The sequence below is a fragment of the Corynebacterium sp. HMSC072G08 genome, from assembly GCF_001809185.1.
In the GTDB taxonomy this organism is placed as follows: Bacteria; Actinomycetota; Actinomycetes; order Mycobacteriales; family Mycobacteriaceae; genus Corynebacterium; species Corynebacterium phoceense.
In genome coordinates, this window is the sequence record NZ_KV796420.1 from 14,524 (window position 1) to 36,465 (window position 21,942).

A 21,942-nucleotide genomic window follows, 5' to 3' on the forward strand; every position below is an offset into this window, starting at 1 on the left:
ACTTACTTTCTATCGATTACTGTCAGGGGGATATTTACGGGGATATTCGTGGTGCAGATGCCGTGACCGTCCGCAATAGAGGCCAAGGGCTGCACGTGTGTGCCTAATAGGGCGGAAAAGACTTCCTGCTCCGCCTCGCACAGCTCCGGGTGCTCCGCCGCGACGTGCACGACCGGGCAATGGTGCTGGCAGATCTGGATGCCGCGACCCGCGTTCGTCACCGTCGCGGCATAACCGTGGGCATCGAGCGCCTCGGCCAGCTTGCGGGCGGTGTCTTCCACGTCCTCGCCGGCGTCCGTCAACGGAGCGACGTCGTCGAGAAGACGCTGGAAGCGCGCCTTGGCGAAGAGCTTGACGGCCTCGGGTCCGCCCACGGCGCGCAGCGCGTCGAGGGCATCGGAAGCCAGCTCATCGTAGGCGTGGCCGAAATGGGCACGGCCCTGATCCGTGAGGCGGAAGTGTTTGGCCGGACGTCCACGCCCACCGGACCCGAGCTTGCCGGGGCGATGGACGATTTCGGTAAGGCCGTCTTCCACCAGAATGTCTAGATGCCGGCGCACGCCGGCGGCGGAAAGCCCAAGCTTCTTTCCCAGGTGGGATGCCGTCACAGGACCGTCTTTGAGCATGAGAAGCATAATCTGGCGGCGGGTGTCCCCCTCCGTCGACCGGGTTTCTTTCTGCACGTCTGCCTCGCGGGACGGCTGCGCGTGTTTCTTTTCTGCGCGTGCGGTGCGCGTGGAGCGCGTGCCGCGCGTAGCAGTTGTCTTCGAGGCGTTGCTGCTCGCCGAAACGGAGCGGGTCATCTCCTCGTCCACCTCCTGCTGGTTGTGGCGCCGTGTAGCGCGGCGCCGACATGAATAGAGAATCCTCATTCTGAGAAGTCCAAAGGGGCTTTACGCCTTTAGACAACACTAGTGTTCCCTAATTCATTCCCAAATGCCACCAGGGCTGCTCGACGGCGTGTCGTTGGTGCCCCCATTCCCCGTGTCGACCGGTATTCGGGCCCAAGTCGGCCTGCCCGCTAAAGTAGGGCGGGTGAAGGAGAACAACGCGGACCACGCGAGCACGACGGATACGTCGGCCCTGCGCGACGCTCTTCCGCGCCTCGGCGCCCCGGGCTCGCGTTCGGCGCTGCTCCATGCAGACGGCGCCACCGGAACCGAGTCTGACGCGCGCTTCGACCTCCTGCCTGTCGATGCCCCCGTGACGGAGCGCTCCACCATCAATCAGCTGCGCCGCTTCTTTGCGCTGCGCTGGATGGGTACGGCAGGCTCCCTGCTCATTGCATTCGGCGGCCTGGGTGCCGGCGCTTTGCCCGTGGTGGGCAATCCGTACGATAACGTGCCCTCGGGCGCGCTCATGTCGCGGCTGTTGCAGAGTTCCTCGGCGCTCGTCTTCGTCGGGATCGGCCTGCTCGTCGTGGCATGGGTAGGCATGGCGCCGTTTGTAGGCCACCGGATCCATCTGCCGCGCTACCGCTGGCGCGCGAGCGAGAAGGACCCGCGGGGTTGGTACCTCGTGCGTCCCGCCACGCCGCGCCGTGTACAACGGCTCGTCACCGAAGGTCAGATGTGGCGCACGTGGGCCGGCTGGGTCGTCCCGCTCATTTTCACTGCACCGTTGTTTACACAGGACATTTACTCGTACCTCGCCAACGGGTCCATCGTTCACCAGGGGCTCGACCCATACGCAGGCGGTCCGGTGGAGATCCTGGGCGCGGATAGCCGGCTCGCGCGCTCTGTGCCCTTCATCTGGGCCAACTCTCCCTCGCCCTATGGGCCGGTCTCGCTCGGGCTCGCGGCTGCCATCAGCGTACTCACCCACGACTCGATTATGGCCGGGGTCATCGCGCACCGCCTCCTCTCGCTTGCAGGCATCGTCGCCGCGGGCTGGGCCACGGGACGCCTCGCCCGCCGCTGCCGCGTCTCCCCCGCCGCCGCCCTCTGGCTCGGCGTCCTCAATCCGCTCGCCATCCTCCATCTCGTAGGCGGCATCCACAACGAGTCCATCCTCTTGGGCCTCGTCCTCGTGGGCGTCGAGCTGGCGTTACGGGGCATCGATAAGCTGGGCCGCCTGGGTGACTGGCGCTGGCTGGGCTGGCTTATCGCCTCGGGCGTGCTCATAAGCTGCGCGGGCATGGTCAAGGTCACCGGTTTTATTGGGCTCGGTTTTACGGGCATGGCGCTTGCGCGCTGCCTCGCCCTGCGCCGCGGCTACTCGACGGCCCGGGCACTCGCGACCGCGGTCGCGGTCCAGGTCGTGACCCTGGCTGCATCCATTCTCGCGGTCTCGGCCATCACGGGGATCGGCCTCGGCTGGGTCACCGGTCAAGGTGGCGCTGCGACCATTCGTTCCTGGATTTCCATCTCCACGGACATCGGCGTCATCACCGGCTTCCTGGGCATGCTCCTGGGCCTGGGCGACCACACGGACGCCATCCTGTCTGTCACGCGCGCGGCCGGCGTGTTGCTCGCTGGCGCGTTTATGCTCCGCATGCTCTGGGCCACGTACCGCGGCGCCATCCATCCCGTGGGCGGCCTTGGCGTGGCCACCGCCGTCCTCGTCGCACTCTTTCCCGTCGTGCACCCCTGGTACATCCTGTGGGCTGTCTTTCCCCTGGCAGCGTGGGCAAACCGCCATTTCTTTCGCACCATCGTCGTGGCGTATTCGGTGCCCATGAGCTTCTTCGTGCTGCCCCGCGGCTTGGGCCTGCCGCCGGGCACGGTGCTCGTCATCTACCTTGCAGCGCTGGGCGCCTTCGCGGTTGTTGCTGGGACATGGGCGCTTCTTTTGCGTCGCGCGGGGCTTCATGACTTAGACTGAGTGTCCGTGAATACAACTTTTGACGGACACGAGGCAGCGCTCATCGTCGACTCTGTGGTCAAGGCTTTCGGCGCCACCCGCGCCGTCGACGGCCTGAGCTTCCACGTGAGCCGCGGCGAGCTGCTGTGCTTCCTCGGTCCCAATGGCGCCGGCAAGACGACGACCATCGAAATGTGCGAGGGCTTTGCCGCCCCCACCTCGGGCTCCATCCGCGTGCTGGGCCTTGACCCAGCGACGAATCCGGACGGCGTCCGCGAGCGCATCGGCATCATGCTCCAAGGCGGCGGCTCCTACTCCGGCATTCGCGTCCGCGAGATGCTTGAACTAACCGCGCGCTACTCCCGCAACCCGCTTGACCCGGACTGGCTCATCGAGGTTCTCGGGCTCGAAGGCGTGGCGAAGAATACCTACCGGCGCCTCTCCGGCGGCCAGCAGCAGCGCCTCTCACTCGCGCTCGCGCTCATCGGCCGCCCCGAGCTCGTCTTTCTCGACGAGCCCACCGCCGGCATGGACGCGCAGTCGCGCCTCGCGGTGTGGGAACTCATTCGCGCTCTCAAGCGCGACGGCGTGACCGTCGTACTCACCACCCACCTCATGGACGAGGCCGAGGCCCTCGCGGACCGCGTCATCATCATCGACCATGGCCGCAAGGTCGCTGAGGGTACCCCCGCGGAGCTCATGGACGACAACCGCGGCGCGCAGCTCACCTTTGAGACCGATTGCGAGGTTGACCTCGCCGCACTTCCAGTCAAGGCCGTCGCGCAGCGCCCCTTGCACTACGCGCTTGCCGATGCCCCCACTCCTGCCACCATCGCCGCCCTCACCGCCGCACTCGCCGACCAGGGCGTGCTCCTGCGCCGCCTCGACGCGGCACACGCAACGCTCGAGGACGTCTTCCTCGAACTCACCGGCCGCGAACTGCGCAGCTAACTCACGTTCAAGTTTTGGAGACACCATGACGACATATCAACCCGGCACCTTCACGCCAGCGCCCCAGCGCGCCGGCGTGGGCGCCATCCTCAAGGCGCAGGGCGCCATCGAGTCGAAACTCTTGCTGCGCCACGGTGAGCAACAGCTGCTCAGCATCGTCATCCCCATCATGCTGCTCATCGGCGGCGCGCGTCTCGGCGACGCTGTCTCGCTGCCCGGCAGCGCCCAGGCCAACGGACTCGACGAGCTCTTCCCCATGGTCCTCGCCGTCGCGGCGACCTCGGCGGGCTTTACGGGCCAGGCCATCTCGCTCGCCTTCGACCGCCGCTACGGCGCGCTCAAGCGCACCGGCGCCTCGGGCGTGCCCGCGTGGGCCATCATCGGCGGCAAGATCATCGGCGTGGCCTCGATGGTCCTTGTCCAAGTGGTCGTGCTGGGCCTGACGGCTTATCTCGTGGGCTTTCGCACCTCACCGGGCGGCGTGCTGCTCGCGGCCGTCACACTCGTCTTCGGCGTCGCGGCGTTTACCGCGCTCGGCCTCATCCTAGGCGGCACGATGTCGAGCGAGCTCGTCCTCGCTCTCGCCAACCTCGTCTGGTTCCTGCTGCTCGGCGTCGTGGGCTGGGCCATGTACTCTACGGGCCTGGGCCACAACGGCGTATTCACGCTCGTGCCCACGGTGGCACTCGCCGGCGGGCTCACTGACGCCTTCCGCGGCGAGATTCCACTCTTCCAGATCCTCGTCCTCGTGGGTTGGGCGGTCGCCGCGTCGGCTATCGCGGTGAAATGGTTCCGGTTCGACGGCTAAAACCTGCTGAATGTGACTTTTATCTTGAATAGGTCCGGTACGGCCCTAATTGTTACGGGAAGTTCCGTGAAGAAAGGTAACCTCAAGAATCGTGAACATCTCTGAACGTATTCGTCTCTTCTTCCGCGAGGCCGTGCCCACCTTGCACCAGCAGCGCGTTATCGCGATGATCCTGCTGCTGTGCCAGGGCGGGATCACAGTGAGCGGTTCCATCGTCCGCGTCACCGGATCCGGCCTGGGCTGCGATACGTGGCCCAATTGCCAACAAGGCTCTCTCGTGCCCGTGCAGGGCGCGGCGCCTGCCATTCACCAGGCCATCGAGTTCGGCAACCGCCTCCTCACCTTCGTCGACGCCGCGGCCGCTGCCGCCGCTGTCATCGCCATGTACATGGCCTGCCGCCGCACCGAACTCAAGGTCTACGCCTGGCTCAACGTAGCCGGTATCGTGCTGCAAGCGGTCATCGGTGGCATCTCCGTCCACCTTGACCTGCGTTGGTGGGCCGTGGCGCTCCACTTCCTGCCGTCCATGGTCCTCGTCTGGCTCGCCGCGATGCTCTACAACCGTATCCTCCAGCCGGATGACGGCACCCCGGAGCACACCTTCCCGCAGTTCATCCGCTCGCTGGCCGTCGTGGCCACCGTTGCACTGTCCGTCGTCCTCATCACGGGCACGATGGTCACCGGCTCGGGCGTCCACTCCGGCGACGACGGCGTGGGCATGGAAGGCCGCCTCGAGGTCGACACCGAGTGGATGGCACTCACGCACGCGTTCTGCATGTACATCTACCTCATTCTCACCGTGGTCACCGTCATCATGCTCTACCGCCACCGCGCACCGCAGGTGGCGAAGAAGGCGGGCCTGGTGCTCATCCTGGCGATTGTGATTCAGTGGGCCATCGGCGTCATTCAGTTCCGCCTCGGCATTCCGCGGTGGACCGTCCCCGTCCACATCGCCATGTCGTCTGTGGTCACTGCCTTTACCGCACTGCTGTGGTCGAACGGCATGATCCGCTCCTACGGCACGCTGGATCTCATCACCGGCTCACCGCGCGGTGACGAAAAGTATGCCCTGCGCCGCGAATCTCTAGCGGCACGTGTCTAGGGTTCGGTAGCCTAAGTAGCATGTTTGCTATTCAGGTTTCCCGCCCCGGCGGCCCAGAAGTCCTCGAGTACGTCGAGGTCAACGCCCCCACTCCCACCGACGATCAGGTCTTGGTCGCCGTGGACGTGGCGGGCGTTAACTATATCGACACCTACTATCGCGAGGGCATTTATCACGCGAAGACCCCCTTCGTCCCCGGGTTTGAGGGCACCGGCCGTGTGCTCAAAGACCCGCGCGGCGAGATTGCCGAGGGCACCAAGGTGGCCTGGGACCAGTCCTTCGGCTCCTACGCGGAGCAGGTCTGCGTCGACCGCAACCGCCTCGTCGCCGTGCCCGATGATTTCTCCGACGAGGTTGCAGCCTCCATGCTCCTCCAGGGCATCACGGCGCACTACCTCACGCACGGCGTCTACCAGCTCGGTGAGGGCGCGTCCTGCCTCATCACCGCCGGCGCCGGCGGCGTAGGCCTCATCGCCACCCAGATGGCCAAGACGCTCGGCGCGACCGTCTACACGGTCGTCTCCTCCGACGAGAAGGAGCAGCTGTCCTACGACGCTGGCGCCGACCATGTCTTCCGCTACTCCGAGGGCCTGGCCGAGGAAGTCCGCCGCTTCAACGGCGGCCGCGGCGTCGACGTTGTCTACGACGGCGTGGGTAAGGACACCTTCCAGGAATCCCTCGAGGTCGTTCGCCCTCGCGGCACGGTCTGTCTCTTCGGCGCTGCATCTGGCCCCGTCCCGCCGGTCGACCCGCAGGTGCTCAACACGCACGGCTCTGTCTTCCTCACCCGCCCGTCCATCGGCGCGTGGACGTCCCAGGAAGGTGAGTTCCAGATGCGCGCCCAGGCCGTCGTCCAAGCGGTCGCCGACGGTCACCTCTCGTTCCGAGTCGCAGCGAGCTACCCACTCAAGGACGCAGCCCAGGCGCACCGCGACCTCCAGGACCGCAAGACCACCGGCTCCATCGTCCTGCGCGTCCACGACTAAGCATCGACAACCCAGAAGGGATCCGCCAGACGGGTTCTAGCCAGTTCCAATACTCGCTCGATACCCTCTGCGGATCCCTTTTTTGTGCGGAAGCCCCTAGAAGAGCACCGCCGACCAGCCGAGCATGCGGCCGATGGGCTCCCAGCCCACCACGGCGTCGATGGACAAGCCAATGAAGAGCACGGACAGGTAATTGTTCGAGTAGATGAACAAGCGCATGGGCTTGACCTTCTCGCCCTTCTTCACGCCTTGGTGCAGGCGCACGGCCATCCACAGGAAGACCGCGCCCGAGAGAATCGAAGCGACCAGGTAAATCCAGCTTGCCGCCGGAATGATGAGGAAGGACACGATGAGCGTGCCAATCGTATACCAGATGATTTGGCGGGTGACGACGACCTCGGGGGCCACCACGGGGAGCATCGGCACGCCCGCCGCCTTGTAGTCCTCGCGGTACTTCATGGCCAAGGCCCACGTGTGCGGCGGGGTCCAGAAAAAGATGATGAGGAAGAGCACGATGGCCTGCCACCAGCGGTCGGGCTCGGCGTCGGGCGCGTTATCGCGGATGACGGCCCAACCGACCATGGCGGGCATGCAGCCGGCGAGGCCGCCCCACACGATGTTCTGGCTGTTGCGCATCTTCAAAAACTTCGTGTACACGATGGCATAGAAAAAGTTCGTGAGGATGACGAAGAAGGCCGCGAGCCACGAGTGAGCGAGCACGCCCAGCCACAGCACGGACAGCGCCAGCATGATCCACGCGAAGATGGCGGCGTTGCGGCGCTTCACGGTGTGGCGGACTAGGGGACGTGCGCGGGTGCGCTGCATCTTCTGGTCGAGCTCGAACTCAAGCACGTTGTTAAAGGTGTGCGCGGCGGCCGCGCCCATCCAGCCGCCGAAGATGGTGGACACGATGAGCCACAGGTTGTCGGCTACGGCGTCGACGCCGCGCTGCGCCTGGAGCATGGCCGGGATGGCGGCGACGAGAAGGAGCTCGATGATCCTCGGCTTCGTCAGCGCAATATAGGCCTTGATTGTCTCCAAGGGATAGCCCTCCAGCTTTCCAATTCGCATGTGTATCCAGCGCCGCGGCCTGTACCCCGGCGGGAAGGTGCGCAGCCCCACAAGGCGCGCATTCTAAGTAGTCGCATGTACTTATTCAAAAGTTCCCGTGGTCCGCGCGCTGATTTTCTACAGGTTGCCTCCGCAGGTCGGCCAGCGCGCAGCGCGAAAGGTGCGCCAACAGCACCCCACAGACTACCGGTAAGTGGGCAGAGATCCCGAATCTGGCGCGCGGAGGAATTATTGGTGGGGGTAAGCGGCGTGGCCGTCTACACTAAAAGGGGTCAGTTAATAGATATGTATACGAGAAGAGTGAGTGAGGTTTAAAGACTCTTATGTCGACGTCCCCCTCGAATTCCACCGCCCCAGCGCTGACCCCAGAGCTGGAAGCCAAGACGGTCCGCAACTATCCCGCCGACTGGAGCGATCTGGACACCAAGGCGATCGACACCGTGCGCGTGCTCGCTGCCGATGCCGTCCAGAACTGCGGCTCCGGCCACCCCGGCACCGCCATGTCCCTGGCTCCCCTGGCGTACACGCTCTACCAGCGTGTCCTTAACCACGATCCGAAGGACCCCGAGTGGGCTGGCCGTGACCGCTTCGTGCTGTCGGTCGGGCACTCCTCGCTCACCCAGTACATTCAGCTCTTCCTCGGCGGCTTCGGTCTCGAAATGGACGACCTTAAGGCACTGCGCACATGGGGCTCGCTCACGCCGGGCCACCCGGAGGTCCACCACACCAAGGGCGTCGAAATCACCACGGGCCCGCTGGGCCAGGGCCTCGCGTCGTCTGTGGGTATGGCGATGGCCGCCCGCAAGGAGCGCGGTCTATTCGACCCGGAGGCTCCCGCCGGCGAGTCCCCGTTCGACCACTTCATCTACACTATCTGCTCCGACGGCGATGTCCAGGAGGGCGTAACCTCTGAGGCCTCCTCGCTGGCTGGCACGCAGAAGCTGGGCAACCTCATCGTCTTCTGGGACGACAACAACATCTCTATCGAGGACGACACCAACGTCGCCTTCCAGGAAGACACCGCGGCCCGCTACGAGGCCTACGGTTGGCACGTCCAGACCGTCGAGTCCGGTGAGGACGTCGTGGCCATCCTCGAGGCCGTGAAGAAAGCCCAGGCGGAGTCCGAACGTCCGTCTTTCATTCGCGTAAAGACCGTCATCGGCTACCCGGCCCCGAACAAGATGAACACCGGTGGCGTCCACGGCGCTGCCCTGGGTGACGACGAGGTCGCCGCTGTCAAGGATGTCCTCGGCTTCGATCCCGAGCAGTCCTTCTTCATCGAGGACGAGGTCCTCGCGCACACGCGTAAGCTCACCGAGCGCGGCGCCGCCACCCACGCCGAGTGGCAGAAGAAGTTCGACGCGTGGGCTACGGCCAACCCAGACAACAAGGCGCTCTTCGACCGCATGACCGCCCGTGAGCTGCCGGCCGACTTCGACGCGGAGCTGCCCGCGTGGCAGGCCGGTGAAAAGCTCGCCACCCGCAAGGCCTCCGAGGCCGCCATCCAGGCGCTCGCTGCCAAGGTTCCGGAGATGTGGGGCGGCTCCGCCGACCTCGCTGGCTCTAACAACACGGTCATCAAGGGCGCGGATTCCTTCGGTCCGGACTCCATCACGACCACTACATGGACCGCGTCGCCTACCGGCCGCAACCTCCACTTCGGTATTCGTGAGCACGGCATGTCCGCCATCATGAATGGCATCGCCCTGCACGGCAATACTCGCGTCTACGGCGGCACGTTCCTCATCTTCTCCGAGTACATGTACCCCGCCGTCCGCCTGGGCGCGCTCATGTCCACGGATACCTACTACGTGTGGACGCACGACTCCATCGGCCTCGGCGAGGACGGCCCGACCCACCAGCCGGTCGAGACCCTCGCTGCCCTGCGCGCCATCCCGAACCTCTCCGTCATCCGCCCGGCCGACGCGAACGAGACCGCCCAGGCCTGGGCCGCCGCGTTCGAGTACAAGGCCGCTCCGAAGGGCCTCGCGCTCTCTCGCCAGGGCCTGCCAGTGCTTGAGGGCACCGCAGAGAAGGCTCACGACGGCGTGCGCCGCGGCGCCTATGTCTTGGTGGAGGGCTCCAAGGAGACCCCGGACGTTATCCTCATCGCCACCGGCTCCGAGGTTCAGCTCGCCGTCGAGGCCGCACAGACCCTCGAGGAGGCCGGCACCGCCACCCGCGTCGTCTCCGCGCCGTGCCTCGAGTGGTTCGACGAGCAAGACGAGGCCTACCGCGAGTCCGTCCTCCCGTCCGCCGTTCGCGCCCGCGTCTCCATCGAGGCCGCCGTCGCCATGCCGTGGTTCAAGTACACCGGCACCTTCGGCCGCAACGTCTCCCTCGAGCACTTCGGCGCTTCCGCCCCGGCCGAGGAACTCTTCGAGAAGTTCGGCTTTACTGCCGATGCCGTCGTTACGGCCGCCCAGGAGTCCCTGGCCGCCGCAGCCAAGGCCTAAATTTTGCACCTACGCGCAAAGGAGTTTTGTTGAGTATGAGCAACTACATTGACACGCTGCACACCCTGGGCACCTCCACGTGGCTCGATGACCTCTCCCGAGATCGCCTCCAGTCAGGCAACCTGCAGGAGATCATCGACACGAAGTCCATCGTCGGCGTGACTACCAACCCGGCCATCTTCGCTGCGGCGATGGGCCAGGGCACGGCCTATGACGAGGACATCGCCAAGCTCAAGGCGGAAGGCGCGTCCGTGGACGAGGCCGTCTACTCGCTCGCCATCGACGACGTCCGCGCTGCGTGCGACGTCTTCGCGCCCATTTACGAGGCCTCTGGTCACAAGGACGGCCGCGTGTCCATCGAGGTCGACCCGCGCATTTCTGACGATGCCGCCGCGACCATCGCCCAGACCCGCGAGCTGTGGGCCAAGGTCGACCGCCCCAACCTCATGATCAAGATCCCGGCGACGGACGGCTCCTTGCCGGCCATCTCGGACGCGCTGGCCGAGGGCATGTCGGTCAACGTCACGCTGATCTTCTCCGTGGCGCGCTACCGCCAGGTCATCGCCGCGTTCAAGGAGGGCATCCGCCGCGCCGCCGAGGCTGGCGTTGACGTGCGCACCATCCACTCCGTGGCCTCCTTCTTCGTCTCCCGCGTCGACACCGAGGTCGACAAGCGCCTCGAGGCGATCGGCTCTGAAGAAGCACTCGCACTGCGCGGCCTCGCCGGCGTGGCGAACGCACACCTCGCTTACGGCCTCTTCGTCGACGAGTTTGCGAACGCCACGGATCTGCCGGAGGGCACCAACGTCCAGCGTCCGCTGTGGGCGTCGACCGGTGTGAAGAACCCGGAGTACCCCGCCACGCTTTACGTCTCCGAGCTCGCTGGTCCCAACACGGTCAACACTATGCCGGAAAAGACCATCGACGCCGTTCTCGATTTGGGCAACCTGCACGGTGACACACTCACCGGCACCGCTGCCGCGGCCCAGGAGACCTTCGACAAGCTCGCTGCCGTCGGCATCGATTTCGACGATGTTTTCGCCGTCCTCGAACGTGAGGGTGTAGAGAAGTTCGTCGCCGCCTGGAACGAGCTGCTCGAGTCCATGAGCGCCCGCCTCTAGTCGCCGCCACGCGCGCTATTTACGGCCGACACCGCCTCACCGCGGTGCCGGCCTTTTCACGTTGTGGGCACCGTGGAGCCGCCGCGCGCCCCACGCTGTTCCTCTTGAGCGCCGTGAGGGGTTAGACTAACTGTCGTTCTTAGTGGCTGCCGCGATCCTCGCGGCACCCTCACTGTGGTGAAAGGAAGCATCTGCCCCGTGACTGCCCCACGACCCTGGGTCAATCCCCTGCGCGACGCCAACGACAAGCGCCTACCGCGCATTGCGGGCCCCTCCGGCATGGTCATCTTCGGCGTAACCGGAGACCTCGCCTACAAGAAACTCCTTCCCGCTATCTATGACCTGGCGAACCGCGGCCTGCTTCCTGCTGGTTTCACGCTCGTGGGCTTCGGCCGCCGCCAGTGGTCGAAGCAGGATTTCTGCGACTACGTGCGCGGCGCCGTAGAAAAGGGCGCACGCACCACCTTCAGCGAAAACGTGTGGACGCACTTGGCCGAAGGTATCGAATTCGTCACTGGTAGCTTCGACGACGCCGGCTTCGATCTCCTCCGCGACCGCCTTGCCGAGCTCGACGTCGCCCGCGGTACCGGCAGCAACTGGGCCTATTACCTGTCGGTCCCGCCGGACTTCTTCTCCACGATCTGCCACCAGATGCAGCGCGTCGGCATGGCCACGCCCGCCGAGGGCACGGACGCCTGGCGCCGCGTCATCATCGAAAAGCCCTTCGGCCACGATCAAGAGTCGGCACGCAAACTCAACGCCATCGTCAACGCCGTCTTCCCCGAGTCCTCGGTCTTCCGTATCGACCACTATCTCGGCAAGGAAACGGTGCAAAACATCCTGGCCCTGCGTTTCGCCAACCAGATCTTCGAGCCGATGTGGAACGCCCACTACATCGACCACGTCCAGATCACCATGGCCGAGGACATCGGCTTGGGCGGCCGTGCAGGCTACTACGACGGCATCGGCGCCGCCCGCGACGTCATCCAGAACCATCTCCTCCAATTGCTCGCGCTCGTCGCCATGGAAGAGCCCTCTTCCTTCGAGCCCGCCGCGCTTCAGGCCGAGAAGATCAAGGTTCTGCGCGCCACGAAGCCCGAGTACCCGCTCAATAAGACGACCGCCCGCGGCCAATACGCCGCCGGTTGGCAAGGCTCCGAGTATGTCCAAGGCCTGCGCGAGGAAGAGGGCTTCGACCCACACTCCTCCACGGAGACCTATGCCGCGTGCACGCTCTCGGTGAACTCCCGCCGCTGGGCCGGCGTGCCGTTCTACCTGCGCACGGGCAAGCGCCTGGGCCGCCGCGTCACCGAGATCGCCCTCGTGTTCAAGCACGCGCCCTACCAGCCCTTCGGCGAAGGCCAAACCGAGGCCCTCGGCCAAAACGCCGTCGTCATCCGTGTCCAGCCGGACGAGGGCGTGACCATGCGTTTCGGTTCCAAGGTCCCCGGCTCCACGATGGAGGTCCGTGACGTCAACATGGACTTCGCCTACGCCGAGGCCTTCACGGAGGAATCCCCCGAAGCCTATGAGCGCCTCATCCTCGACGCCCTGCTCGATGAGTCCTCGCTGTTCCCCACGAACGCCGAGGTCGAGCTGTCCTGGTCCATCCTCGACCCCATCCTCAACTACTGGGCCGAGGCCGGACAGCCGGAGGAATACCCCGCAGGCACGTGGGGCCCGCGCTCGGCCGACCGCATGCTCGCGCGCCGTGGCCACGCCTGGCGCCGCCCCTAACCACCAGCTCGAGTCGTTCTCCACAGACCAGAAGGGTTTACTTCCAGCATGATTATCCCGCTGCCGCACACGAGCACCCGCGAAATTGCCTCGAAGCTCGTCGAGGCCCAGGAGCACTACACGCTCACCACGGGCCGCGTGCTCACGCTCATCGTCGTGGCTGATGTCGCGGACGATATCGAAGCGATTCTTGCCTCGGTGCGCGACGCCTCGCACGAGCACCCCTCGCGCGTGCTCGTTGTCGTCACCGGCGACCGCAGCGCCCCCACCGCGCTCGACGCGCAGCTGCGCGTGGGCGGCGAGGCCGGCGCCTCCGAGATGGTCGTCATGCGCCTCCACGGCTCGCTGGCAGACCAGGCCGAGGCCGTCATCACGCCGCTGCTGCTTCCCGATACCCCCATCGTCGCCTGGTGGCCCAGCCAGTTCCCCGAGGCCCCGTCCCACCATCCCGTGGGCGCGCTCGCCCAGCGCCGCATCACCAACGTTGGCGCCGCCGAGTACAACGTGGAGACCGTCTACCTGCGCCTGCAGCAACTCTCACGCGGCTACGCCCCCGGCGATTCGGACATGACGTGGGCCTCGCTCACCCTCTGGCGCGGCATCGTCGCTTCCGCGCTCGACCGCCACCCGCACGAGCCCGTCGAAGCCGTGGAAATCTCCGGCCCGGCTGGCGATCCCGCCGTGGACCTCGCCGCCGCGTGGCTCGCCGATCGCCTCGCCGTCGCCGTACGCCGCACCGACTGCGATATCACGCTCGGTGACACGGACCTCAACTCCGTCGCCGACCCTACCAAGGGCGACGCATACTTCCCCATCCGGAAGCTCGTCTTCTACCGCGCGAACACCGATATCACCGTCGAGGTTATCGACGAATCCACGGTGCGCGTCTCCGTCCCGGGCGCTCCCGAATCCCTCGTGGCTCTGGGCGTGCGCACCCAAGCCGAGGTCCTTTCAGAGGAGCTGCGCTACCTCCATGCAGATAAAACCTATGCCCACGCATTGCGCGCACTCAACCGCGTTTCATACTCATAACCCACATTTTTAAGGCACAATAGATAACCATGGTTACCGTTCACCGCGTCGACGACCTTCAGGATCTCATACGACAGACCGCCCTCGCTTTCATCGAGACTGTGGCCGCCGCACAGGCGCCTGGCGGCGGAGTCCATGGGGATGGCGTCGCACGCGTCGTGCTCACTGGTGGTGGCGCGGGCATCGGAATGCTCCGTGAGCTCGCCCGTCTCGACGCGGCGGCGGATTCCCAGGGCGAGGACTTCCCGGCCCTGCGCGTTGATTGGTCCCGCGTGCACATTTTCTTCGGCGACGAGCGCAATGTGCCTACCTCTGACCCGGACTCAAACGAGGGCCAGGCCCGCGGCGCGCTGCTCCAGCACGTCGACATCCCCGAGCCCCACATCCACGGCTATGACCTCGGCGCCATCGCCATGGAAGCCGCCGCCCAGGCCTATGAGGCCGAGCTGGAGGAATACGCGCCTCAGGGCTTCGACCTCCATCTGCTCGGCATGGGCGGCGAGGGCCACATCAACTCTCTCTTCCCACATTCCGATGCCGTCCGTGAGACCGAGCGCCGCGTCGTCGCCGTCTCCGACTCACCCAAGCCCCCGGCCGAGCGCCTCACGCTCACGCTCCCGGCCGTGCAGTCGGCAAATCGCGTCTGGCTGCTCGTCGCCGGCGAGGCCAAGGCCGAGGCGGCCGCGCGTGTCGCCCACGGCGATGACCCCGATTACTGGCCGGCCTGCGGCGCACAAGGCCGCGTCGAGACCATCCTTTACGTCGCTGAAGACGCCGCCGGCGATATCTAAAGCCCTCGCACAGCTTTCCCGCTCGCCCTCAATCGTGGTGGGCGGGTATTTTTTTGAACATACTCGTCGAATTACGTTCAGAGTCGAGAAGGCCTTACCCTAGTTGCCCGCCGGCCCAGCCGCGTCGGCGCGCGGCCCCGTCCTGCACAGAAGCTTTCGTGACCACGGCACCAGCTGAACCGTCATCGCCATCGACCCCCGCCCCCGCCACCGGGGACCCACGAATTTCAAGGACGTGACTACTACGCAGGCACTGCCCCCGAGGACGCCACGGCCGACTCCGGAGTGGCTCGAACACGGCAACCTTGACCGGAAAATTGCTTTCATTCTCAATGGCATTGCAGCCGGGCACGGCGTCACCCTGGCATAAATAATGCGGTGGTCAGCTCCCAAGTGGAGCTGGCCACCGCACGGTAGCGCGAGCTACGAGCCTATCCGGCGAAAGCCTGGATGAGGTTAAGACCAACGATGCACCCGAGCCACACGATAACCATCACGATGGTGTAGCGGTCGAGGTTCTTCTCGACGACCGTGGAACCCGACAGGTTGGACTGGACGCCGCCGCCGAAGAGGCTGGACAGGCCGCCGCCCTTGCCCTTGTGCAGAAGCACGAAGACGGACATCAGGATAGCTGCGATAACCAGAATGATCTGGAGGGTCAGAACCATGTAAACGTTCCTTGTTTGGGTGTATAAGTCTCTTCCGCGCCACGCGCCGTATGACGGCGGGCACGATTGCTTCCCTCAACAATACACGAAGCACGGGCCGGATTGAGTACCGGTCCGTGCTGGTGTTGTGCGAGTCCTACCGCTTGGCGGTCTAGAAACTACGCGTTGATAGCAGCGTTAGCTGCGAGCTTAGCGAAGTCTTCGCCGTTGAGGGAAGCGCCGCCCACGAGGCCGCCGTCGACGTCCGGCTTGCCCACGATCTCGGCGACGGAGTCAGTCTTCACGGAGCCGCCGTAGAGGATGCGGATTCCGTCAGCGACCTCGTCGCCGGCGAGCTCGCGCACGAGCTGGCGAATAGCAGCGCATACTTCCTGTGCATCGTCCGCAGACGCAACCTTGCCGGTGCCGATGGCCCAGACAGGCTCATAGGCAATGACGGTCTTCTTCAGATCCTCGGCAGACAGGCCCTCGAGGGAGAAACGGGTCTGGTTGACAACGTAGTCAACGTGGGTGCCGGCCTCACGGACAGACAGCGGCTCGCCCACGCAGACGATGGGCGAAATGCCGTGCTTGATAGCAGCGGCAGCCTTCTCCGAGACCAGCTTGTCGGTCTCGCCGTGGTACTCGCGACGCTCGGAGTGGCCCACGACAGCCCAGGTAACGCCGAGCTTGGAGAGCATCTCTCCAGAAACCTCGCCGGTGTAGGCGCCGGAATCATGCTTGGAGATGTCCTGAGCGCCGTAGGTGATCTGCAGATTGTCGCCATCGACGACAGTCTGGACGGAGCGCAGGTCGGTGAACGGGACCATGAAGGCCACGTCGACCTTCTCGTAGTAGTCCTTAGGCAGGGCGAAGGCGAACTTCTGGACCTGGGAAATAGCCTCGAGGTGGTCGAGGTTCATCTTCCAGTTACCAGCAATAAGCGGGGTACGTGCCATGGTGTGAGGTGTCCTTTTCTAGTGGAGTTCGATTAGCGAAGTCGAGTGCGTGACGCGAGGCTTTACTTAAGCCTGCAGAACCTTGACGCCCGGCAATTCCTTGCCCTCGAGGAATTCGAGGGAAGCCCCGCCACCGGTCGAGATGTGGCTGAAGCCGTCCTCATCCAGGCCCAGCAGACGGACGGACGCGGCGGAGTCACCGCCGCCGACGACGGTGAAGGAGCCGTTGTTGGCGGTGGCGTCGATGATGGCCTGTGCGACACCCGCGGTGCCCTTGGAGAAAGCTTCCATCTCGAACACGCCCATCGGGCCGTTCCAGAACACGGTCTTGGAGGTGGCGATGACCTCGGCGAAGTGCTTGACGGACTCCGGTCCGATGTCGAGGGACATCCAGCCCTCCGGAATACCGTCGAGGCTGACGACCTTGGTCTCGGCGTCAGCAGCGAACTCGGACGCAGCGGTGAGGTCGACCGGCAGAACGAGCTTGTCGCCGAAGCGCTCGAGCAGCTCCTTGCAGGCATCAATCTGGTCTTCCTGCAGCAGGGACTTCTGAACGTTGTATCCCTGAGCGGCGAGCAGCGTGTAGCACATACCGCCACCGATGATGACCTTGTCTGCCTTGCCAGCGAGGGCCTCGATCACGCCGAGCTTGTCCGAGACCTTGGCGCCGCCGAGGACGACGACGTACGGGTGCTCTGGGCTCTCAGCGACTGTAGCGAGGGTCTCAACTTCCTTCTGCACGAGCTTGCCAGCGTAGGCCGGCAGACGCTTGGCAACGTCGTAGACAGATGCCTGTGCGCGGTGGACAACGCCGAAGCCGTCGGAGACGAAGGCGCCATTGTCAGCAGCCAGTGCGACGAGCTCATCGGCAAAGGCACCGCGCTCAGCCTCGTCCTTAGAAGTCTCGCGAGCATCGAAACGAACGTTCTCGACGAGCAGGACGTCGCCGTCGTTGAGACCGTTGGCGCGCTCGTGTGCGTCCTCACCGGAGACGTCGGATGCCAGCGCGACGTACTGGCCAAGGGCCTCAGACAGCGCCTCCGCAACTGGTGCGAGTGAGTACTTCGAGTTGACTTCGCCCTTCGGGCGACCAAGGTGGGCGGTGAGGATGACCTTTGCGCCACCGTCGACGAGAGCCTTGATGGTGGGCAGCGAGGCGTTGATACGACCCGGGTCTGTGATGTTGCCGTCCTCGTCGAGCGGGACATTGAAATCAGAACGGACGAGGACGTGGCGGGACTCCACGCCTTCGGCGAGCAGATCATCGAGGGTCTTGAATGCCATGAGCATATCTCCTTGGAAGTGATTTATTAGTCGACGTTGTCGTTCGAGCTATGCAGTTTTAAAGCTAAAGGAGACGCGAATGTCGATGTGATGACGGGGCGCGCCTAGCCCCTAAAAGAATACCGGCCCGCGCGAGCCCTGGAGGGCGTTCGCGAGGGCCGGTAACTCATATCAGGTGCTTATCCGCCGAGCCGGTAATGGATGCGTGTACGTTCATGCGATTCACGAAGCGCGGCGGTGAGCAGCCTGACTCTTACAGCTTGGAGGCAACGAGCTTGGTGGTGCGGACGAGCTGGCTGGTGTAGCCCCACTCGTTGTCGTACCAGCCGAGGACCTTGACCAGGTTGCCGTTGGAGACCTTGGTCATGCCAGCGTCGAAGATGCAGCCGTGGGAGTCGGTGACGATGTCGGTGGAGACAATCGGATCCTCGGTGTAGCCCAGGGTCTCACCGAACTCGCCGGTGGCAGCTTCCTTGATGGCGGCGTTGATTTCCTCAACAGTGACGTCGCGGGATGCCTGGAAGGTCAGGTCGGTTGCGGAGCCGGTGATCACGGGAACGCGCATTGCGTAACCGTCGAGCTTGCCCTCGAGCTCCGGAAGAACCAGGGACACGGCCTTGGCAGCGCCGGTGGAGGTCGGAACCATGTTCTGGGCTGCGGCGCGAGCGCGGCGCAGGTCGCGGTGCGGAGCATCCTGGATGCGCTGGTCACCGGTGTAAGCGTGGACGGTGGTCATGAGGCCCTTCTCAATGCCGAACTTGTCGTTGAGGACCTTGGCCATCGGAGCCAGGCAGTTGGTGGTGCAGGAGGCTGCGGAGATGACGTTGTGGTTTGCAGCGTCGTAGGAGTCGGAGTTGACGCCGTAGACGAAGGTTGCGTCCACGTTCTTCGCCGGAGCGGAGATGATGACCTTCTTGGCACCAGCCTCGATGTGAGCCTTAGCAGCCTCGCCATCGGTGAAGAAGCCGGTGGACTCGATGACGACGTCGACGTTGAGGTCGGCCCAGTTCAGGTTCTTCGGGTCGCGCTCAGCGGAAGCGTGGATTTTCTTGCCGTCGACGGTGATGGACTCGTCATCGTAGGAGACCTCAGCACCGAGCTTTCCCAGCACGGAGTCGTACTTGAGCAGGTGAGCCAGGGTGTGGTTGTCGGTCAGGTCGTTAATGCCGACGATCTCCAGGTCGCCCGGGTTCTGCTGGACGGCGCGGAAGAAGTTGCGGCCGATGCGGCCGAAGCCATTGATGCCTACGCGGATAGTCACGTTAGTGTCTCCTCAAAAATTGACGTTCGTTATTCCATGGGATTACCGAGGTTTCAAGCGTCATTGTGGTCTCTCCCGCTCAACGCGCTGAGCGCCGTGCGGATTACCTATGGTGTTCTTCTGTGTGACGAAGTCCTCGACAACTTCCCAACGCTTCCGAGTCTACCGACTGTTTCCGAATGCTGCAGCAAGAAACTGCCCGTCCCCACTAAAAACCACATCAGAGTACCAGTTTCGCTATGGGATACATCACGAATCACGACGAAAAACACCGCAAATCACCAGCTAGATGGACGTATTTCCCCAATGCCCGTTTGTGTTGATTTACGTTGCGATAAATATCACCCCACACTCTGACTAAAACAAGGTAAGGCAACACCACTGAGAAGGGACTGCACCCTGGATCGTCTACCGCAGTGCTTCAAGCGGAGCAGCATCGCACCAGCCCAGGCCCAATTTCTGTATCTTTGGCTGGTTGCGCCCTTGTGAACCCCCATCCTCCATCGCGCCACAATGTGCACTCTGTCATCGGAAGCACTGCGCCCGCGTCTCGGACATGAACATTAGGCAAACACTCGGCGTTCTTCACGCCTACATACAGGAAAACGGACGCACACGGACATAAAGAAATGCCTCACGAAGTCGTGAGGCGCGTCCACAGCGACTACTCGCTGTCGTTCTTCGGTCCGTGTGCGTACTCATGCGTATCCGGAATACCGAGTTCTTCCGCACGCTTGTCGGCCATCGATAGTAGGCGTCGAATGCGGCCGGCGACGGCGTCCTTGGTCATGGGCGGATCCGCGTGGCGGCCGAGCTCCTCAAGCGACGCATCGCGAAATTTCACGCGGAGGTAGCCGGCATCTGCCAGATGCTCGGGCACGTCGTCGCCCAGAATGTCCATCGCGCGGGACACGCGATTGGCTGCGGCCTCTGCGGCACGCGCGGAACGACGCTGGTTGGCATCGTCGAAGTTCTCCAGACGCGTGTTGGAGGACTCGTGAGCCTCCGAGCGCAAGCGCTTGCGTTCCCACTCTAAGCGCGTGCGGTGCGCGCCCATCCTGGTGAGCAGGGCACCGATGGCATCCCCTTCGCGCACGACCACGCGGTCGGCGCCGCGAGTTTCTTTCGTCTTAGCGGCAATGCCCAAACGGCGCGCGCAGCCAACGAGCGCTAACGCAGCCTCTTGACGCGGGCACACAATTTCCAGAGACGACGAGCGTCCAGGTTCCGTGAGCACGCCCTGAGCAAGAAAAGCGCCGCGCCACGCAGCCTCGGCGTCGGCGACAGAACCGGAAACGACCTGCGGTGGCAAGCCGATGACGGGGTGGCCAGAGCGCGTAATGAGACCAAGGCGGCGCGTGAGTTCCTTTGCCTCGCCCACGCGCATCTGTACGCGCGGACGTTTTGACGTCGAGCCCGGTCCCACGATGTGGGTTGAGGACTTCACGCCGTAGAGATCGTCGAGGAATTCCGCGAGCCGCTTGGCCGTCACTTCATCATCGAATTCGACTTCGTAGCTCATGTGGTCGCCGTTGACGTGCAGTTCGCCAGCGAACCGAAGCATGGCCGACGCCTCTGCCGCACGCGCCGACTGACGCGGCAGCGTGACCTGGGCCAGCTCCTGTTTGACCTTTTCTGTAAGCGACAAAGCCACCTCGACGCTCCCTTTCTTCCTCGCCTTGGGTGCGAGGCTGCGGTCCGATGAATACGACATGCTTTCCTTACCTGGGGCGTAGAAAGCTGCCGGGGCACGCAGCTCCGGCACTTAAAGCGAACAATAGTCTAGCGCGCCGGGCTAGACCTCGCCGCGATAGATCTCGCCGAAGACGAGCGCAAGTTTCGCGGGATCGTGGAGATTACGGCGCCCGCCGTCCTCGTCTTGTGCGCTCACTTCAGCGAAAACCACCGCGGCGCCGAGAGAATCAGCAGCACGTTGCAGATACTTCTTCTCCGTATCCGCCAGCGGTGCAGCCGAGTCAACGACGATCCGGTCAATGTGCAGTCCTGCAGCATGCTGTGCAAGTACCTGTACATGGCGCTCCGCGGAAAAACCGTGGGTCTCCCCTGGCTCAGCGGACAGATTCAACACCACGACGCGCGGTGCGCTGGAAGCGTTAATTGCATCGACAATGTCGGGCACCAGCACGTGCGGGATGACGGAGGTGAACCACGAGCCGGGGCCAAGCGTGATGAAGTCCGCACGTGACAAGGCTTCGAGGGCTGCGGGGTTAGCAGCCGGCGCCTGCGGAAGAATGCGAACGCGGCGCACATTACCCGGCGTGGTGGCGACGGCGACCTGTCCGCGGACTGGGCGCATGACCGTCGGGTCCTCATCGAGCCCGGCGACCTCAGCCTCTATGTCAAGCGGCTGCTCGACGACCGGGTAGACGCGGCCATGCGAGCGCGTGAGACGCGCGACGATATCGAGCGCCTCCTGCATCTCCCCGACCACTTCCGTGAGTCCGGCGATGAGCAGATTGCCCACGGCGTGACCGGCAAGAGCGCCGGTTCCGCCAAAGCGGTGCTGCAACGTGGTGGCCCACAACCCTTCTTGCTCGCCGTCGTCGGCGAGGGCCGCCAGCGCCATGCGCAGGTCTCCGGGCGGGATAAGATCGAGCTCACGGCGCAGCCGGCCGGACGAGCCGCCATCATCTGCGACGGTGACGATCGCCGAGATTTTCTCCGAATCAAGGTCACGGGCGGCAAGTAGGGTTTGAAAGAGGCCATGCCCGCCGCCCAGGCAGGCGATGTGATGGGGAGTGGCAGGGAGTCGAGCCATGGGGAGTTCGCCGCTCCTTTCTAACAAGTAAGGGGTAGCGCACAGGGAGCGCACTAAGTTGGGGAAATCCTATACAATTATTATGCCGTTATTAGTAATCGGCCAAAAAGGTCGCGTCGTTACGGGGTAAGGAGTAAAGGAAAGGTTCCCCGTGA

The 21,942-nt window shown here is 64.3% G+C and carries 18 protein-coding genes; 10 read left to right on the forward strand and 8 right to left on the reverse strand.

Going from position 1 to position 21,942, the window contains the following annotated elements:
• Nucleotides 1–2: 2 nt before the first annotated feature.
• A complete protein-coding gene (locus HMPREF2559_RS04960) occupies nt 3–803 on the reverse strand; it encodes a helix-turn-helix transcriptional regulator (protein ID WP_083297780.1) in 801 nt (266 codons plus the stop codon).
• A gap of 232 nt (nt 804–1,035) precedes the next feature.
• On the opposite strand from HMPREF2559_RS04960, the gene mptB reads away from it, so the two are divergent.
• From mptB to HMPREF2559_RS04985, 5 genes are all read left to right on the forward strand, one after another.
• Nucleotides 1,036–2,823 carry a polyprenol phosphomannose-dependent alpha 1,6 mannosyltransferase MptB gene (gene mptB / locus HMPREF2559_RS04965; RefSeq protein ID WP_070539737.1) on the forward strand — a complete coding sequence of 596 codons (1,788 nt, stop codon included), beginning with the start codon at nt 1,036–1,038 and terminating at the stop codon, nt 2,821–2,823.
• Nucleotides 2,824–2,829: 6 nt separating this feature from the next.
• Nucleotides 2,830–3,753, forward strand: coding sequence for an ABC transporter ATP-binding protein (locus HMPREF2559_RS04970; RefSeq protein ID WP_066493325.1), 924 nt, complete (start codon nt 2,830–2,832; stop codon nt 3,751–3,753).
• A 25-nt stretch (nt 3,754–3,778) separates the two neighbouring features.
• On the forward strand, nt 3,779–4,561 hold the full coding sequence (locus HMPREF2559_RS04975; RefSeq protein ID WP_066493235.1) for an ABC transporter permease: 783 nt from the start codon (nt 3,779–3,781) through the stop codon (nt 4,559–4,561).
• A gap of 166 nt (nt 4,562–4,727) precedes the next feature.
• Nucleotides 4,728–5,663: a COX15/CtaA family protein gene (locus HMPREF2559_RS04980; protein ID WP_082723340.1), complete on the forward strand. Its 936-nt coding sequence runs from the start codon at nt 4,728–4,730 to the stop codon at nt 5,661–5,663.
• A gap of 20 nt (nt 5,664–5,683) precedes the next feature.
• Nucleotides 5,684–6,649 (forward strand): quinone oxidoreductase family protein, encoded by a 966-nt coding sequence (locus tag HMPREF2559_RS04985; RefSeq protein WP_066493232.1) that lies wholly within the window; start codon nt 5,684–5,686, stop codon nt 6,647–6,649.
• Nucleotides 6,650–6,745: 96 nt separating this feature from the next.
• Here HMPREF2559_RS04985 and HMPREF2559_RS04990 read toward each other — a convergent pair whose 3' ends face one another.
• On the reverse strand, nt 6,746–7,690 hold the full coding sequence (locus HMPREF2559_RS04990) for a heme o synthase (RefSeq protein WP_070539809.1): 945 nt from the start codon (nt 7,688–7,690) through the stop codon (nt 6,746–6,748).
• A gap of 353 nt (nt 7,691–8,043) precedes the next feature.
• Here HMPREF2559_RS04990 and tkt point away from each other — a divergent pair, with 353 nt between their 5' ends.
• From tkt to pgl, 5 genes are all read left to right on the forward strand, one after another.
• Nucleotides 8,044–10,176 carry a transketolase gene (tkt, locus tag HMPREF2559_RS04995; protein ID WP_070539739.1) on the forward strand — a complete coding sequence of 711 codons (2,133 nt, stop codon included), beginning with the start codon at nt 8,044–8,046 and terminating at the stop codon, nt 10,174–10,176.
• A gap of 35 nt (nt 10,177–10,211) precedes the next feature.
• The gene (gene tal / locus HMPREF2559_RS05000) at nt 10,212–11,297 is read left to right on the forward strand and encodes a transaldolase (protein ID WP_070539741.1); all 1,086 of its coding nucleotides are present in this window, start codon (nt 10,212–10,214) and stop codon (nt 11,295–11,297) included.
• A gap of 198 nt (nt 11,298–11,495) precedes the next feature.
• Nucleotides 11,496–13,034, forward strand: coding sequence for a glucose-6-phosphate dehydrogenase (gene zwf / locus HMPREF2559_RS05005; protein ID WP_082750359.1), 1,539 nt, complete (start codon nt 11,496–11,498; stop codon nt 13,032–13,034).
• Nucleotides 13,035–13,082: 48 nt separating this feature from the next.
• Nucleotides 13,083–14,066, forward strand: coding sequence for a glucose-6-phosphate dehydrogenase assembly protein OpcA (locus HMPREF2559_RS05010; protein WP_066493224.1), 984 nt, complete (start codon nt 13,083–13,085; stop codon nt 14,064–14,066).
• Nucleotides 14,067–14,095: 29 nt separating this feature from the next.
• The gene (gene pgl, locus HMPREF2559_RS05015; protein WP_070539743.1) at nt 14,096–14,857 is read left to right on the forward strand and encodes a 6-phosphogluconolactonase; all 762 of its coding nucleotides are present in this window, start codon (nt 14,096–14,098) and stop codon (nt 14,855–14,857) included.
• A 431-nt stretch (nt 14,858–15,288) separates the two neighbouring features.
• On the opposite strand, the gene secG is transcribed toward pgl, so the two are convergent.
• The 6 genes from secG to yvcK all read right to left on the reverse strand — a co-directional run bounded on the left by secG (nt 15,289) and on the right by yvcK (nt 21,787).
• Nucleotides 15,289–15,525: a preprotein translocase subunit SecG gene (secG, locus tag HMPREF2559_RS05020; protein ID WP_066493216.1), complete on the reverse strand. Its 237-nt coding sequence runs from the start codon at nt 15,523–15,525 to the stop codon at nt 15,289–15,291.
• Nucleotides 15,526–15,683: 158 nt separating this feature from the next.
• Complete coding sequence (tpiA, locus tag HMPREF2559_RS05025) at nt 15,684–16,463, reverse strand: triose-phosphate isomerase (RefSeq protein ID WP_070539745.1); 780 nt, start codon at nt 16,461–16,463, stop codon at nt 15,684–15,686.
• 66 nt (nt 16,464–16,529) lie between these two features.
• Nucleotides 16,530–17,747 (reverse strand): phosphoglycerate kinase, encoded by a 1,218-nt coding sequence (gene pgk / locus HMPREF2559_RS05030; protein WP_070539812.1) that lies wholly within the window; start codon nt 17,745–17,747, stop codon nt 16,530–16,532.
• 253 nt (nt 17,748–18,000) lie between these two features.
• Complete coding sequence (gap, locus tag HMPREF2559_RS05035; RefSeq protein ID WP_066493213.1) at nt 18,001–19,008, reverse strand: type I glyceraldehyde-3-phosphate dehydrogenase; 1,008 nt, start codon at nt 19,006–19,008, stop codon at nt 18,001–18,003.
• Nucleotides 19,009–19,672: 664 nt separating this feature from the next.
• Nucleotides 19,673–20,656, reverse strand: coding sequence for a DNA-binding protein WhiA (gene whiA / locus HMPREF2559_RS05040; RefSeq protein ID WP_168162235.1), 984 nt, complete (start codon nt 20,654–20,656; stop codon nt 19,673–19,675).
• 147 nt (nt 20,657–20,803) lie between these two features.
• Nucleotides 20,804–21,787 (reverse strand): gluconeogenesis factor YvcK family protein, encoded by a 984-nt coding sequence (gene yvcK, locus HMPREF2559_RS05045; RefSeq protein ID WP_070539748.1) that lies wholly within the window; start codon nt 21,785–21,787, stop codon nt 20,804–20,806.
• Between the last annotated feature and the right edge of the window lie 155 nt (nt 21,788–21,942).